Annotated in this window: 12 protein-coding genes; 5 read left to right on the forward strand and 7 right to left on the reverse strand. The window is 63.7% G+C overall.

Going from position 1 to position 14,159, the window contains the following annotated elements; translation table 11 throughout:
• The first annotated feature begins 40 nt into the window (after window positions 1-40).
• The 4 genes from leuS (at window position 41) to holA (ending at window position 6,638) form a co-directional block, all read left to right on the forward strand.
• Window positions 41-2,500, forward strand: a complete 2,460-nt coding sequence (gene leuS / locus EII42_RS00590) for a leucine--tRNA ligase (RefSeq protein ID WP_125170166.1) — start codon at window positions 41-43, stop codon at window positions 2,498-2,500.
• Window positions 2,501-2,598: 98 nt separating this feature from the next.
• Complete coding sequence (locus EII42_RS00595) at window positions 2,599-3,354, forward strand: helix-hairpin-helix domain-containing protein (RefSeq protein WP_125170167.1); 756 nt, start codon at window positions 2,599-2,601, stop codon at window positions 3,352-3,354.
• Window positions 3,351-5,630 (forward strand): ComEC/Rec2 family competence protein, encoded by a 2,280-nt coding sequence (locus EII42_RS00600; RefSeq protein WP_233558208.1) that lies wholly within the window; start codon window positions 3,351-3,353, stop codon window positions 5,628-5,630. The genes EII42_RS00595 and EII42_RS00600 overlap by 4 nt, the downstream gene beginning before the upstream one ends.
• Window positions 5,631-5,672: 42 nt before the next feature.
• Window positions 5,673-6,638: a DNA polymerase III subunit delta gene (holA, locus tag EII42_RS00605; protein WP_125170169.1), complete on the forward strand. Its 966-nt coding sequence runs from the start codon at window positions 5,673-5,675 to the stop codon at window positions 6,636-6,638.
• A gap of 63 nt (window positions 6,639-6,701) precedes the next feature.
• On the opposite strand, the gene rpsT is transcribed toward holA, so the two are convergent.
• Entirely contained in the window at window positions 6,702-6,968 is a 267-nt protein-coding gene (gene rpsT, locus EII42_RS00610; protein WP_125170170.1) for a 30S ribosomal protein S20, read from the reverse strand.
• A gap of 142 nt (window positions 6,969-7,110) precedes the next feature.
• Here rpsT and lepA point away from each other — a divergent pair, with 142 nt between their 5' ends.
• Window positions 7,111-8,937 carry a translation elongation factor 4 gene (gene lepA / locus EII42_RS00615; RefSeq protein WP_125170171.1) on the forward strand — a complete coding sequence of 609 codons (1,827 nt, stop codon included), beginning with the start codon at window positions 7,111-7,113 and terminating at the stop codon, window positions 8,935-8,937.
• Window positions 8,938-8,953: 16 nt separating this feature from the next.
• On the opposite strand, the gene EII42_RS00620 is transcribed toward lepA, so the two are convergent.
• Genes EII42_RS00620 through eutJ form a run of 6 tightly spaced genes read right to left on the reverse strand, consistent with a single transcriptional unit; the run spans window position 8,954 to window position 14,157 of the window.
• Window positions 8,954-9,937 (reverse strand): malate dehydrogenase, encoded by a 984-nt coding sequence (locus tag EII42_RS00620; protein ID WP_125170172.1) that lies wholly within the window; start codon window positions 9,935-9,937, stop codon window positions 8,954-8,956.
• Window positions 9,934-11,349 carry an aldehyde dehydrogenase family protein gene (locus tag EII42_RS00625; protein WP_125170173.1) on the reverse strand — a complete coding sequence of 472 codons (1,416 nt, stop codon included), beginning with the start codon at window positions 11,347-11,349 and terminating at the stop codon, window positions 9,934-9,936. The genes EII42_RS00620 and EII42_RS00625 overlap by 4 nt, the downstream gene beginning before the upstream one ends.
• Window positions 11,346-12,341, reverse strand: a complete 996-nt coding sequence (locus tag EII42_RS00630) for a cob(I)yrinic acid a,c-diamide adenosyltransferase (protein ID WP_125170174.1) — start codon at window positions 12,339-12,341, stop codon at window positions 11,346-11,348. The genes EII42_RS00625 and EII42_RS00630 overlap by 4 nt, the downstream gene beginning before the upstream one ends.
• Before the next feature lies 1 nt (window position 12,342).
• The gene (locus EII42_RS00635; RefSeq protein ID WP_125170175.1) at window positions 12,343-12,615 is read right to left on the reverse strand and encodes a EutN/CcmL family microcompartment protein; all 273 of its coding nucleotides are present in this window, start codon (window positions 12,613-12,615) and stop codon (window positions 12,343-12,345) included.
• A gap of 1 nt (window position 12,616) precedes the next feature.
• On the reverse strand, window positions 12,617-13,345 hold the full coding sequence (locus EII42_RS00640; protein ID WP_125170176.1) for a flavoprotein: 729 nt from the start codon (window positions 13,343-13,345) through the stop codon (window positions 12,617-12,619).
• Complete coding sequence (eutJ, locus tag EII42_RS00645) at window positions 13,342-14,157, reverse strand: ethanolamine utilization protein EutJ (protein WP_125170177.1); 816 nt, start codon at window positions 14,155-14,157, stop codon at window positions 13,342-13,344. Before eutJ ends, EII42_RS00640 begins: the two co-directional genes overlap by 4 nt.
• Between the last annotated feature and the right edge of the window lie 2 nt (window positions 14,158-14,159).

Below are 14,159 nucleotides of genomic sequence, written 5' to 3' on the forward strand. Positions count from 1 at the left end.
GGCGCGGTATATTTGCTCGGCAGCATGCACAGGAGGAAACGTGAGCCGAGAGCAATATGACTACGGTGCCGCTCAGGAGAAGTGGCAGAAGTTCTGGGAGGAAGACCGGACATTCATCGCTTCGGAGGACAGTGACCTTGAGCGTCGTTATGTCCTCGACATGTTCCCCTATCCCTCGGGCGATCTTCACATGGGGCACGCCGAAGCCTACGCGATCGGTGATGTCGTCGCTCGTTTCCTGCGCCTGCGAGGGTATGAGGTATTGCATCCCTTCGGATGGGACTCCTTCGGGCTGCCTGCCGAAAACGCAGCCATCAGGAACAACGCGCATCCGGCTGAGTGGACCTACGCGAACATCGAGACCCAGGCGACGTCGCTCAGACGATACGGTTTGAGTATTGACTGGACTCGTCGCCTGCACACTTCCGATGAGGACTACTACCGCTGGACTCAGTGGCTGTTCCTGCGCTTCCACGAGCGCGGGCTTGCCTACCGAAAGGACTCCTTCGTCAACTGGTGTCCGCAGGACCAGACTGTTCTGGCGAACGAGCAGGTCGTCGACGGGCGGTGCGAGCGTTGCAAGGCAGAGGTGACGAAACGCAAGCTGAATCAGTGGTATTTCAAGATCACCGACTACGCTGAGCGGCTTCTCGCGGACATGGCCGAGCTGGAAGGTGGCTGGCCGGAGCACGTGTTGACCATGCAGCGCAACTGGATCGGCCGTTCCGAAGGGTCCTATGTGGACTTCGAGGTCGCGGGGCACGATCCGGTCAGGGTTTTCACCACGCGCCCGGACACCCTCTTCGGCGCTACCTACCTGGTGGTTGCGCCTGACTCAGAGTTGGCCGCCAGCTTGGTTTCCGAGGAGCAGAGGTCCGCGTTCGAGTCTTACCAGGAGCAGGTTAAGAGAGCAACCGAGATCGAACGCCAATCTACCGAGCGGGAGAAGACCGGCCTGTGGTTGGGCTGTTACGCCACCAACCCCGTCAATGGCGAGCAACTCCCGATCTGGGCCGCAGACTACGTGCTGGCGGATTACGGAACTGGCGCTGTCATGGCTGTCCCCGCGCACGATCAGCGGGATCTGGAGTTCGCGCTCAAGTTTAACCTGCCGGTGCGGGTTGTGCTGGACGTCAACGGTGCCGACCCCGCCAGCACCGGTAAGGCAGCGGAAGGCGACGGAGCCTACGTCAATTCTGGGCTGCTCGATGGGCTGACTACTGTGAGCGAAGGGGTCTCGCGAATTATCGCAAAGCTGGAGGCCGACGGCACAGGGGCCGGCACGGTGCAGTATCGACTGCGCGATTGGCTGTTGTCTCGCCAACGTTTCTGGGGTTGCCCGATCCCGATGGTTCACTGCCCGGCGTGCGGTGAGGTTCCGGTGCCCGACAAAGACCTGCCGGTGCGACTGCCCAACCTGCGCGGCGAACAGCTGGCGCCGAAGGGAACATCTCCGCTGGCAGCCGCAACTGACTGGGTGAACGTGGCGTGCCCGCAGTGTGGTAGGGACGCAAAACGCGACACTGACACGATGGACACCTTCGTGGACTCGTCCTGGTATTTCTTCAGATACTGCTCACCCAACTACGCTCAGGGGCCGTTCGACCCGGAAGCCGTACGAAAGTGGATGCCCGTGGCCCAGTACGTGGGCGGGATCGAGCATGCGATCCTGCATTTGCTCTACATGAGGTTCTTCTCCAAGGTGCTCCACGATCTGGGCCTCATCGACTTCGACGAGCCGATGCTGAAACTGATGAACCAGGGGCAGGTACTCAACCAGGGGCGGGCCATGAGCAAGTCCCTGGGCAACGGCGTGGATCTCGGTACTCAGCTGGGGGCCTACGGCGTCGATGCTGTCCGTCTGACGATGGTTTTCGCGGGGCCGCCGGAGGATGCCATCGACTGGGCCACCGTCTCACCTGCCAGCTCGCTCAAGTTCCTGCAGCGTGCGTGGCGCCTGGCTCAAGACGTCTCCTCCGACCCCGGGGTGGACTACGCAGCAGGTGACAAACAACTGCGCAAGGTGACGCACCGGGCCATTGCGGAGATTGGCGATCTGGTCGAAACCGGCAGATTCAACGTCGCCATCGCACGCATCATGGAACTCGTGAACTCTGTGCGTAAGGCGATCGATTCCGAGGCGGGCCCCGCCGATCCCGCCGTCCGCGAGGCCACGGAGTTCACCGCGCAGGCACTTTCCATGTTCGCCCCCTATGTGGCGGAGGAGATGTGGGAGAAGCTGGGACGCAAGGCTTCAGTTGCCAACAGCCGCTGGCCAAAGGCGGATGCGGAACTGGCCGCGGATGACACCGTGACCATGGTGGTCCAGATCCAGGGCAAGATCCGGGCAAAGATCAAGGTGCCGGTGGACATCACCGAAGAAGCTGCCCTGCAGCTGGCCCTTGCCGATCCTGGGGTCGGCCGCAGCCTGGAGGGCCGTGAATTGGCCAAGGTGATTGCCCGGCTGCCGAAGATGCTCAGCCTCGTGCCGGGTAAGTAGACGTAGCCCCGGGCCCCGTTCTCGGGGCCCGGGTGGAGTTGTCCACAGTTGAGTGCGCCGGTGGGCGGTGGCTGGTTTTCGTGACCCCTAATAGGGGCATGAAACATCGAGCCCGATCTGTAAGCGATGAGGTGGCGGAAGCTCGTCTGGCGCTGGTCAGCGAGGGAAAGAAACCGCTTGGCGCCGCGCGACGTGCGTTAGACGAACTGACGATGCCGGAGGATGACGCCCCGATCAAGGGCTGGCGCGCCAAGATACGCCTCAGTAGAAGCCACCTCCTTGCGTTGCTCCTCATAGGGCTGGCGCTTGTGGGGATCTTCGCGGTGAACCTCGCCGGGGCGCGCACCGTGGAGGCGGTGCCGATCGGCACGCCCCCGGTCAGCGTCTCGGCCAAGCCGTATAGCCCGGAGCCTAGCCACCCCCCGAAATTGTTGCGGGTCCACGTGCTTGGTGCGGTACAGAAGCCTGGGGTCTACTCGCTGCTGGAAGGGGCCATCGTCGCCGACGCCATCAAGGAGGCCGGTGGCATGGCTGAAGGCGCGGTGCCGGGTGAGCTGAACCTGGCCGCGCCGATCGCCGACGGACTGCAGGTTCGTGTTGGCACGACGGAGTCAGACAGCCGGACCAGCGCTGCGACGAGCAAGGGGTCAGGCAGTTTGAAGGAGCGAGTCAACATCAATACCGCCACGGCCGAAGAACTGGATCAGCTGCCCGGAATCGGACCGGCCACGGCCTCGGCCATTGTGCAATGGCGGGAGGAACACGGCAAGTTCAGCAGCCTCGACCAGCTACAAGAGATCTCGGGAATTGGGGCAAAGACCGTCGCCAAGCTGACCCCACACGTGACACTATGAGCCACGACTGGCGGCTGGTTCCTGCTGCCGTTTCTGCCTGGGCGGGTGCAGCTAGTGGAATCGCAGTGGGCCGTCCGTGGATCATGGTTTGCGTGGCGATGTTCGTCGCCGCAGCTCTCCTGCGGCGTTGGCCCGCTGTAGTGGTGGCACTCGTGGCCTTCGGCCTGTTCGGAGGGTACGCCGCTGCGCTGGCCACCCTTCGGGAGGAGTCGCCACTTTCGGAGCTGGCAGAGAAGAGAGCGAGCGTCCGCCTTGAGATCCGGCTGTTGGAGGAGCCAAAAGTCAGCGGAGCTACACCACCTCGCTTCTATGCCGCAGCGGAGACCAGCCGCATCGAGGCGCACGGGGCGGCCAAGGAGCAACGGACGCGCATCCTGTTGAACGGAAATGGTGATGAAGGGCAGCAGCTGGCACAGTTGAAGGTGGGCGCGACCTACTCCGTGACGGTTCGGCTCAAATCAGCCGCGAGTACGGAACCTTTTGCCGCAGTCGCCAACCTGAATGGTGTGGCCGAGGAATTGGTTCCTGCGGGTTTCCTCCACCGCATCGCGGGCAGCCTGCGTGCCGGATTGCGTGCCGCCATGGAGTTTTCGCCACCCGACCAGGCGGCACTTGTGCCGAGCTTGGTGGTCGGAGACACCTCAAGAATCGACGACACGACCCGCGAACGGTTCCGCACCACCGGGCTAACCCACCTCATGGCGGTGTCCGGCGCCAACCTTGCCTTGATGCTGGGCGTGGTGCTCGCCGCAGCTCGGGCCATCGGTTGCACGGCTTGGGTGATGCGGGTCGTCGGCTTGTTGGGAGTAGGCGGATTCATCATGATCTGCGGCCCTGAACCATCGGTGTTGCGTGCGGCCGCGATGGGCATCGTGGCAACTGTCGGCATCGGGGCGGGGAAAGGCCGGCGCAGTCTTCGCACGCTCGCTGTGGCTATCGTCGCGCTGCTCGCCTTCGACCCGTGGCTCAGCTGGGCGGCCGGCTTCTGGCTGTCCGTTCTGGCCTGCCTGGGCATCGTGTTGCTGGGCCCGTTGTTCGTCGAGCGGCTGACGCGATGGCTACCTCGCTGGCTGGCGGAAGCAATCGCCATTCCGCTGGCCGCTCAACTGGCCACACAGCCCGTGGTTACCGGGCTGAGCTCCCAGGTCTCGTTGGTGGGGATCCTGGCCAACGTCGCCGCCGGCCCTTTCGTCGGACCGACGACGGTTCTCGGCTTTGCGGCCTCCTTGCTGAGCATGTTGCCCCATGTCTCGCCCGGTGTGGGCTGGGCCGCGGGTTGGTGTTGCGCCCCCATTCTGTGGCTGGCGAACTGGTGTTCCAGCTTGCCGCAGCCGAGCCTGCCAGCCCCCGGCTGGCCCGGTGTCGTGCTCGTCACTCTGGGCGGACTCCTGCTGGGATGGTTGCTTCTGCGTTGCCTGGACAGTTGGCTGGTCACCAGCGCACTCGGGGCGCTGCTGCTTGTGCTGATAACGGTGCGGGAGCCGAACGCTACTGTGCCAGCCGACTGGCAAGTTGCCTTCTGCGACGTGGGCCAAGGGGACGCTACGGTGCTGCGAGCCGGCCCGGATTCGGCGGTGCTCGTCGACAGCGGCCCAGAGCCTCAGCCGCTCACCGACTGTCTGGCCGAGTTGGGCGTGCGCAGCCTGCCGCTTGTGGTGCTGACCCATTATCACGCTGACCACGTCGGTGGTTTCGACGTTGTTCGAGACTTCAAACCGGAGCTTGTCCTGGTTAGCAAGCTGCCCAGCCCCGTCAAAGCGGCTCGTCGAGTGGCGCAGGCCAGCGAACTGGACATCCGAACCGCGGCGGTGGGTGAGGAACTGAAGGTTGGGCAGGTACACTGGCAGACCGTTAGCGCATGGGAGCCGCCGGACGGGGACGCCGAGGCAGAGGGGGAGTCGTCGCGAGAAAACGATGCCTCCGTCGTGGGGGTCGCGACGGTGGGAGAGCTCAGGCTGCTGCTGCCGGGAGACTTGGAGGTGCCCGGCCAGCTGGAGGCGCTGCGTACCGCGCGGCAGAACGGAACGAACCTCAACGTGGATGTGCTCAAGCTGCCGCACCACGGCTCAGCAGGAGTAGTGAGGTCCTTCCTGGCGGCCAGCGGGGCCAGGCTTGCGGTGGTCAGTGCGGGCGCAGGGAACGAATACGGTCACCCGAGCAAGCGCGCACTGGACTACGCCCACTCGCTCGGCATGCAGATCATCCGGACCGATCTACAAGGTACCCTCGTTCTTTCGACAGCTCGAGGGCTGACCGCGCATCCGCTCGGCAAATGAAGCGGACTCGAAAATGTCGGGCGCCGGTGGCAGGCTTGGACGGTGAGTGTTTTTGGCAGCGCATTACTGGTCACCGGCAGCGAGTCTCTCCTGGCCGAACGGGCCGTGGCCGAGCGGAAGAAAGCCGCCTTGAGCGAGATGCCCGACGCCGAGGTGAACACCGTGCGTGCCGACGAGCTGGGGGAGCGGATGCTCAGCGAAGTGGTGGGGGGGTCTCTGTTCGCCAGCCACGTAATCGCTGTCATTGAGGACCTGGGGTCATGCCCAGCTGAAGCCATTGATGCCCTCGTCGCGGCCGTGAAGTCGCCCGTACCGGAGAGCTGCCTGATCCTGGTACATGGCGGTGGGAACAAGGGCAAGGGCGTTGTGGAGAAAGTAAAGAAGGCGGGGGCCGAAGTGGTCGCCGTCAAAGCCCCGAACGCCCGTGGGCTGCGCGACTTCGTGCTCCGGGAGGCCCGCAACCACCGGCTAAGGATGGACGGGGAAGCCGCCGAGACGCTGCTGGCAGCCGTTGGAACAGACCTTCGGGCCATCGCCGGTGCAGTCAGCCAGCTGGCGCAGGACTCTGAGAGTAGGGAGATCGACTCTTCCCTCGTCAGACGTTACTTCGCTGGCCGGGCCGAGGTCACCAGTTTTGCTGTGGCCGACGCCGCACTGGCCGGGCGATCGTCGGCCGCCATGGAGCAACTGCGCTGGGCGCTCGGAACCGGGGTCGCGCCTGTCCTGATCACGTCGGCGATGGCCGGAAACTTCCGCGGCCTGGGAAAATACCTCGAACTCAGCGGCAGGAGATCCTCCGACGGCGACCTCGCGGCCCGCCTCGGGGTGCCGTTCTTCAAGCTGCGTACCTTCGCCGAGTGCTCCAGATACTGGTCTGTGACCGGTGTCGCCGAGGCACTGCAAGCAATCGCGCAGGGCGACGCGGAGATCAAAGGCGCCGCAACCGACGCGGAGTACGCGCTGGAGAAGATGCTGTTGACAGTGCTGGCCCTGCGCGACCGACGCTGAGCATGAGGACAGCAAACAGCGCCTCGGCTACCGAGTATGCCGAGGCGCTTGTTGAGCGCTGCGTTACTTGCTCAGCGCAGCGGTTGCCAGGCTGAGCGCAGACTTGCGGTTTGCGGCCTGATTGGCGTGGATGACGCCCTTGGAAACGGCCTTGTCCAGCGCGCGATTGGCCACCGCGGTCAGCTCGGCAGCCTTCGCAGCATCGCCCTCAGCGATCGCCAGACGGGCATTGCGGACGTAGGTGCGCAGTTGCGACTTGACCGCTTTGTTGCGCTGACGCGCCTTCTCGTTGGTCTTGATGCGCTTCTGCTGAGACTTGATGTTTGCCACGAATGAAATCCTTTGCGTACTCGGTACAGCGTCAAGTAGACGCGACGCTCAACTGTACACTCCAACCAACGAACTCGCAAAGCTCCAGGCAATTTGAGAAGATAGCCGGGCAACAACCACTCTTCAGCACAAGGAATGATGCATGGCTCGTCCCGGCAAGACTGACCCGTCGATCATCCGCAATTTCTGCATCATCGCGCACATCGACCACGGCAAGTCCACACTGGCCGACCGGATGTTGCAACTCACCAAGGTGGTGGACGAGCGGCAGATGCGTGCGCAGTACCTCGATCGCATGGACATCGAACGGGAACGCGGCATCACCATCAAGTCGCAGGCGGTACGCATGCCCTGGGACGTAGACGGCGTCACACACGTGCTGAACATGATCGATACTCCTGGCCACGTCGACTTCAACTATGAGGTATCACGCTCGCTTCAGGCCTGTGAGGGCGCGATCCTGCTGGTCGACGCAGCTCAGGGCATTGAGGCCCAGACCCTCGCCAACCTATATCTGGCAATCGAAGCCAACCTGACGATCATCCCGGTGCTTAACAAGATCGACCTGCCCGGAGCGGATCCAGACAAGTACGCGGCCGAGGTGGCAGGCATCATCGGCTGTGACGAGAGCGAAGTGCTTCGCGTTTCCGGGAAGACAGGTGTTGGTGTTCCGGAGCTGCTGGATGACGTGGTGGCCCGCATCCCGGCTCCGGAAGGGGACGCGGATGCCCCTGCCCGGGCGCTGATCTTCGACTCGGTGTACGACACGTTCCGCGGAGTCGTCACGTACGTGCGCGTGGTGGATGGTTCGTTGCGGCACCGAGACCGGATCCTGATGATGTCCACGAACGCTGAGCACGAGCTGCTTGAGGTGGGTGTGATCGCCCCGGAGCCAACCAAAGCAGACGCCATCGGCGTCGGGGAAGTGGGTTATCTGATTACTGGGGTCAAGGACGTTCGCCAGTCCCGGGTGGGCGATACCGTGACCACGGTCACCAATCGCGCTCGCCAGGACCTGGGCGGCTACGAACCGCCGGTTCCCATGGTTTACGCGGGCCTCTACCCGATTGACGGAGACGACTTCTCCGAGCTGCGAGAGGCGCTGGATAAGCTGCAGTTGAATGACGCCGCGCTGAGCTACGAGCCGGAGACATCCAGCGCCCTCGGTTTCGGATTCCGGGTTGGCTTTCTCGGGTTGCTGCACATGGAGATCGTGCGAGAACGGCTCGAACGAGAGTTCAATCTGGATTTGATCTCCACCGCACCCAGCGTTGTGTACCGCGTGGTGATGGAGGATCATTCGGAGCACATCGTCACCAACCCATCGGAGTTCCCATCTGGGAAGGTGGCCGAGATCTTCGAACCCGTGGTGAACGCCACAATCTTGGCCCCGAGTGACTACATTGGCACCATCTTGGACCTGTGCCAGACCCGTCGGGGCATCCAGAAAGGCCTGGATTACCTGTCGGAGGACCGCGTCGAGATCCGCTACACGCTGCCGTTGGGTGAGATCGTGTTCGATTTCTTCGACGCCTTGAAGTCCCGCACCAAGGGGTACGCCTCGCTCGACTACGAACCGGCGGGGGAACTGGCGGCCGATCTGGTGAAGGTGGACATCTTGTTGCACGGTGACGCGGTGGATGCGTTCTCCGCGATCGTACACCGGGAATCGGCTTATTCCTACGGCTTGAAGATGGCCTCTAAGCTGAAAGAACTGATTCCGCGTCAACAGTTCGAGGTGCCCATCCAGGCCGCCATCGGAACGCGCGTCATCGCCCGCGAAACCATCAGAGCCATCCGCAAGGATGTGCTCAGCAAGTGCTACGGCGGCGATATCTCACGCAAGCGCAAGCTTCTGGAAAAGCAGAAGGAAGGAAAGAAGCGCATGAAGATGGTTGGGCGCGTCGAAGTGCCACAAGAGGCCTTCGTCGCGGCCCTATCCACCTCTGAGCCTCCGAAGAAGAACTGATCTGGGAGGCGCGGATTCAGCTGGGCAGCAGGCCCAGCCTACGCACCGCCTCTGCCTCCGCCTGCAGCTCTCCCACCGAGGCGTCGATGCGTGAACGCGCCAGGGCGTTCAATCTGAGCCCCTCCACGACGGTGTGGTCGCCGCCGCGGCAACGCACCGGAAACGAGCACATCAAACCCTCCGGGACTCCATATTCACCGTGGCTGTACACCGCCATCGATGTCCAGTCCCCGGGCGGTGTTCCGCGGAACCAGTCGCGGGCGTGCTCGAGGGTCGCATTCGCGGCAGAAGCCGCCGACGACTTGCCGCGGGCCGCGATGACCCCCGCACCTCGTCGGGCAACGGCCGGCGCGAAATCGAGGCTCAACCAGCCCTCGTCCACCCAGCTTGTGGCTGGGGAGCCGAGTATCGTCGCGTGGTAGGCGTCTGCGTACTGGGTGGCCGAATGGTTGCCCCAGATAGTCAGCTGCCGAACATCCTGCGGCCGTTGACGCACTTTGCGCGCCAACATTGCCCGCGCCCTGTTGTGGTCCAGCCGGGTCAAGGCCGTGAACCGCTCTGGTGGCACGCCACGGGCGTGCCTGGCAGCGATATAGGCGTTCGTGTTGGCGGGATTCCCCGTGACCACCACCCGTAGGTCATCTGCTGCGACCGCGGCGAGAGCCGCTCCCTGTTCAGCGAAGATGCTGCCGTTGGCGCTCAGCAGTTCAGAGCGCTCCATTCCCGCCCTGCGCGGTGCGGCACCAATCAGCAGCGCCAGGTTTACGCCGTCGAACACCCGACGAGGGTCAGAACCGATCTGCACATCTACCAAGGCTTTGGGGGCACAGTCAACGAGTTCCATGACCACGCCGTCCAGGGCCTTCAACGCTCCCTCGACCTCAAGCAGGCGCAACTCGATCGGCCGGTCTCCGCAGAGATCACCTTGGACGATTCTGGTGAGGATCGCGTAACCGATTTGCCCGGCGGCGCCCGTCACCGCAACCCTGAGCCGGTTCATCGGACGTTCAGATCCCCGACGAGGACGCAGCGGCGCCGGCGAGCGAAATTGCGGGCCCGGGTGAGCCCCTCGCCCGTCGGACCTGCGATGGTGAACGTGGAATAGCCCTCGCCTCCGATGCCGATTCCGGTGAACGACGACCCGTTCTTCACGAAGATCGTGGTCTGGATCAGCTTGCCCATCAGCGTCAGCTTGGACACGTCGCGCGAGTGCATGATCGCAGTGTGCCTGTTACCGTGCTCCAGCTTGCAGGCCAAATCGATCGCTGCATCCACGTCCGGCACCCGAACCAACCCGATGATCGGCATCATCATCTCCTCCACCACGAAAGGATGGTCCTGTGCTGCCTCGAACACCAGCAGCCGCACCCCTGCTGGGGCAGTCACGCCGATGGCTTCCAGAATCTGCGTCGCGGGCTTGCCCACCCAGTCAGTTGCGGGGCCCCTCTTGCCCAGGAGAATCCCTTCCAGACGATGGACCTGCTCCGCAGCCAGCTCGAAGGCGCCGTTCTTCACCATGTTGAACTTCAGCAGGTCAGCGATGGCGTCGACCGCTACGATCTCCTTCTCGGAGGTGCAGGGCAGGTTGTTGTCGAAACTCGCCCCATCAACGATGCACTTGGCTGCGTGCTCCAGATCCGCCGTCGTGTCCACCACGACAGGAGGATTGCCTGCTCCCGCGCCGATCGCTTTTTTGCCCGAGGACAGCACGCTGCGCACGATGCCGGGACCGCCCGTGGCCACGAGCAACCGAACGTCTGGGTGCGCCATCATCGCCTGGGTGTTCTCGATCGACGGTTCCGCCACTGTTACCACGAGGTTCTCAGGTGCACCGACTGCGCGCAACGCCCGGTTGATGACCCGCACCTGCCAAAGTGACAAGTCGCGGGCACGAGGATGGGGACTGAAGACCACCGCGTTGCCGGCCGCCAACATCCCGATGGTGTTGCAGGTGATGGTCTCGGTCGGGTTGGTGGTCGGTGTGATCGCCCCGATGACACCATAGGGTGAGTACTCGACGGTGGTGAGCCCATCGTCTCCCGACCAGGCCTCGGTCACCAGATCCTCGACGCCAGGCGTCAACTCTGCGGCGGCCTTGTTCTTGAGGTATTTGTGTCCGACGTCGCCCATCCCAGTCTGGAGCACGGCTTGGCTCGCCATGTGATCCAGGTGATCGGGCTCCAGCATGGCCTCGCGGATGGCCGCGACAAAGCGCCTGCGATCGGCCATCGAGCAGCGCAGATACTCCCGCCAGGCCTGGTCCGCGGCCGCTACGGCCTCATCCATTGATGGAAAGACCCCGTCGCTGTACTCGGCTTGCGCGCCCGAACCTTCGTTCGAGCTGAGTTGGCTTGGGAGCCGCTCCAGCACCTTCCTGATCGTCTCTTCCAGCAGCGTGGGATCCAACATCATTCCTCATCTCCTTGTGCGTTTGTCCAAGCGAGCGCGTACTCGGCGATCAGGCAGTCCTCCTCGACCGTGCCGCCGGAAACACCCAACCCTCCCAGCAGGTGGCCGCGCTCATCGAATAGGGGGAAACCACCGCCGAACAGCACCACGCGCCCCTGGTTGCCGTCGGCCAGGCCGGGGAGCACCGTCGAGGCGGCCTCGCCCAGATTGGCGGTGGTCTGCTTGAAAGCAGCCGCCGTCCATGCCTTGTTCAGTGCGATATCAGTGCTGGCCAGCAGCGTGTCGCTCATGCGCTCGAATGCCACTAGCCCGCCTCCGGCGTCCACGACAGCCACCGCTACGGGCACGCCCAGCGCACGCGCTTTGTCCTGGGCGCGCGCGACGAGCAGCTGGGCACGGGTCAAAACCGTGTCGTTGGGAAGGACCGTCAGGTGTTGTTTGACGGCCTTTCGGACGATCGCCTCGATGCGTTGCGCGTCTGCCCAGGATTCGCTCAGCCTCGCCAGCGCGTACACCGCGTCCGAGAGCCGATTCAAAAACTTGATCAACTCCGCGCGGACCTGCTCGTGTGCCGACAAGGTGAGAGTTCGTCGCTCGGCGCGGCGCACGATAGTGCGGGCAACATGGAAAACCGCGGAACGGGTGTCTCTTCCGGGAACCACGAACGCGCGCTGTGGGCCGGTAACAGCCAGGCAGTCGTCAATGAGGTTCTCCAACTCGACGATGTCGTGAGCGTCAATTCGACCGTCGAGTTTCGCGGCCCCAGCCTCGTCGCTGGCCAACTCAGCGGCCAAGACAAACAAACGGTGCTGGATCCGGTGCACCCGATCGCGCCAATCGCCCTCCGGCAAGAGCGTCTTGGCTGCTCCCAAGGCAGAATTCGCCTCGTCCACCGCGCCGTAGGCCTCGACGCGTAGGCTGTCTTTGGCGACCCGGGAACCGCCGAACAGCCCCGTGTCTCCGGCGTCACCGGTGCGCGTGTAGATAGCAGGCATCTCACGCCTCATCTATCTCTACAGCGTCCACGATGCCCACTATCGTGGCGTCCAGGGGAGCCTGCGGTTTGTCCGCGCCGAAGCGGGCGCTGGAACCCTTGGTGATGATCACGGTTTCGCCCCGGCCCGCACCGACGGTGTCCACGGCCACCTCTGGAGCCGCGCACGCATCGCCTTCCTTGTCCAGACGCTGGGTCAACAACAGTTTGAACCCAACCAGGCGCTCATCCTTGGTGGTGGATACTACCGTTCCGATGACTTTCGCGAGATACATTTCAGCTCCTTTGCTGGAAGGTGATGTTTCGCTTGTGGGCTAGGTCTCGTGCTAGATCCGTCACGATGGCGCGCGGGGCAATCCCAAGCGTCGAACCTTCCGGGGCTAGCGCGACGGTGGCTTGCGTGACCAGTCGCAACTCCTCTTTCGCTGGCTTCTCCGAGGCCGGGGACCGCCCGGGGCTGATGTGGCCCAGTACCGCTTCGTCGAGGAGAGTGGCGGGAGTGAGGGTCACCCCAAAACTCCGAATCATTTCGAGATTTCGGTGCAGCATCGCCTGGTAGGCCGCGGGCATGTTGGGAAACCAACCGCGCTTGGCCTCGGAGTCGGGGCAGGCACCGTCAACCACGGCAATCACTGGGCGGTTCGACATGATGAACTCCGCCATGAGGTTGGAAGCCAGGCAGTCGCCGATTCCGTGCGCAACTTTCGCGAAAAGATTGACCGTGGCGGTGGGCACTATGAGCAGGTCATGGGCCGTGGTGAGCGAGTCAGCAGCTGGCGTCATTCCGACGTCGGCAATCCGCTGCTCATCCAGGATGCGCTCGGCGCTAGGAGTCCGAGTCCAATCGAGTTGGACGGCGTCCGTGAGGCGTCGCAACGCCGCCAACGAGTCATCGAAGCCGAGTAGCGCGCCAGTGAACAGCACGAGTGCCCTGGGCCGTCGAGCCGGCAGCCCAAACTCGGCCAGCACGCGGCGAATGATACGTTCGATCTCTTGTTCGGTCATGGTTGACCTTTCAAAGCGGTACCTAGGGGAGTGGGGAAAAGCGGGTGGGCGGGAGCCTCCACCGGCCTACCGAGAACGGCGGAGAACACCCTCGTCGACTCGGGGAACGAAGTGGCGCCGCCCACCAGGAACACCTGATCCACCTCGCGCCCGGCCAGGATGCGTTTTGCGATGCTGGCCATCTTCTCCATCGTTGGGCGGATGAGCCCGAACACGAGCTTGGACTCAGCGGGGTCTTTCTTCAGTGTCTCTGCGGTGTCGTAGTCGAGGCCCAGCGCCCCGGAGAGCACCAAAGTCATGTGGTGGCCGCCCGTCGGTTCGTCGTCGGAAACGACGCAATTCCCATCTGCGAGGATGGAGACCCCGGTGGTGCCGTGACCGACGTCAATGACGGCTCCGCTGCGGATGCCGAGAGCCCGGGCGGCGGCCACGGGTTCATCCACGATCTCGGCAACGCTGAGTTGGCAGGCCTCCACCACGTTGCTGAAGATTCTTGCGGTTGCCTTGTCAATTCCCGGTGGGACTGCGATGGCCGCGGAGTTGAACTCGTGGTTCAGCTTTGCCTGCAGCTCTGCCAGGAGCTGTTGCACCGTACGAACCGCGCCCAACCAGTCCACGACAATGCCGTCGCGCACCACCGTCGACGAGCGCCAGGCCCCGGCAACCGGCTGGCCGTGCAGGTCCGCGACGGCGAGCACGATGTTGCCGGTGCCGAGGTCGATGCCCAGCCGTAGGGGCCCTGTGACCTTGGCGGTTTCTCCCGAACCAACGAGATGGGAGAACTGCGCCAGTCGACGATGATGCGGATCCATGG

The organism is Tessaracoccus sp. OH4464_COT-324 (genome assembly GCF_003932855.1).
In the GTDB taxonomy this organism is placed as follows: domain Bacteria; phylum Actinomycetota; class Actinomycetes; order Propionibacteriales; family Propionibacteriaceae; genus Arachnia.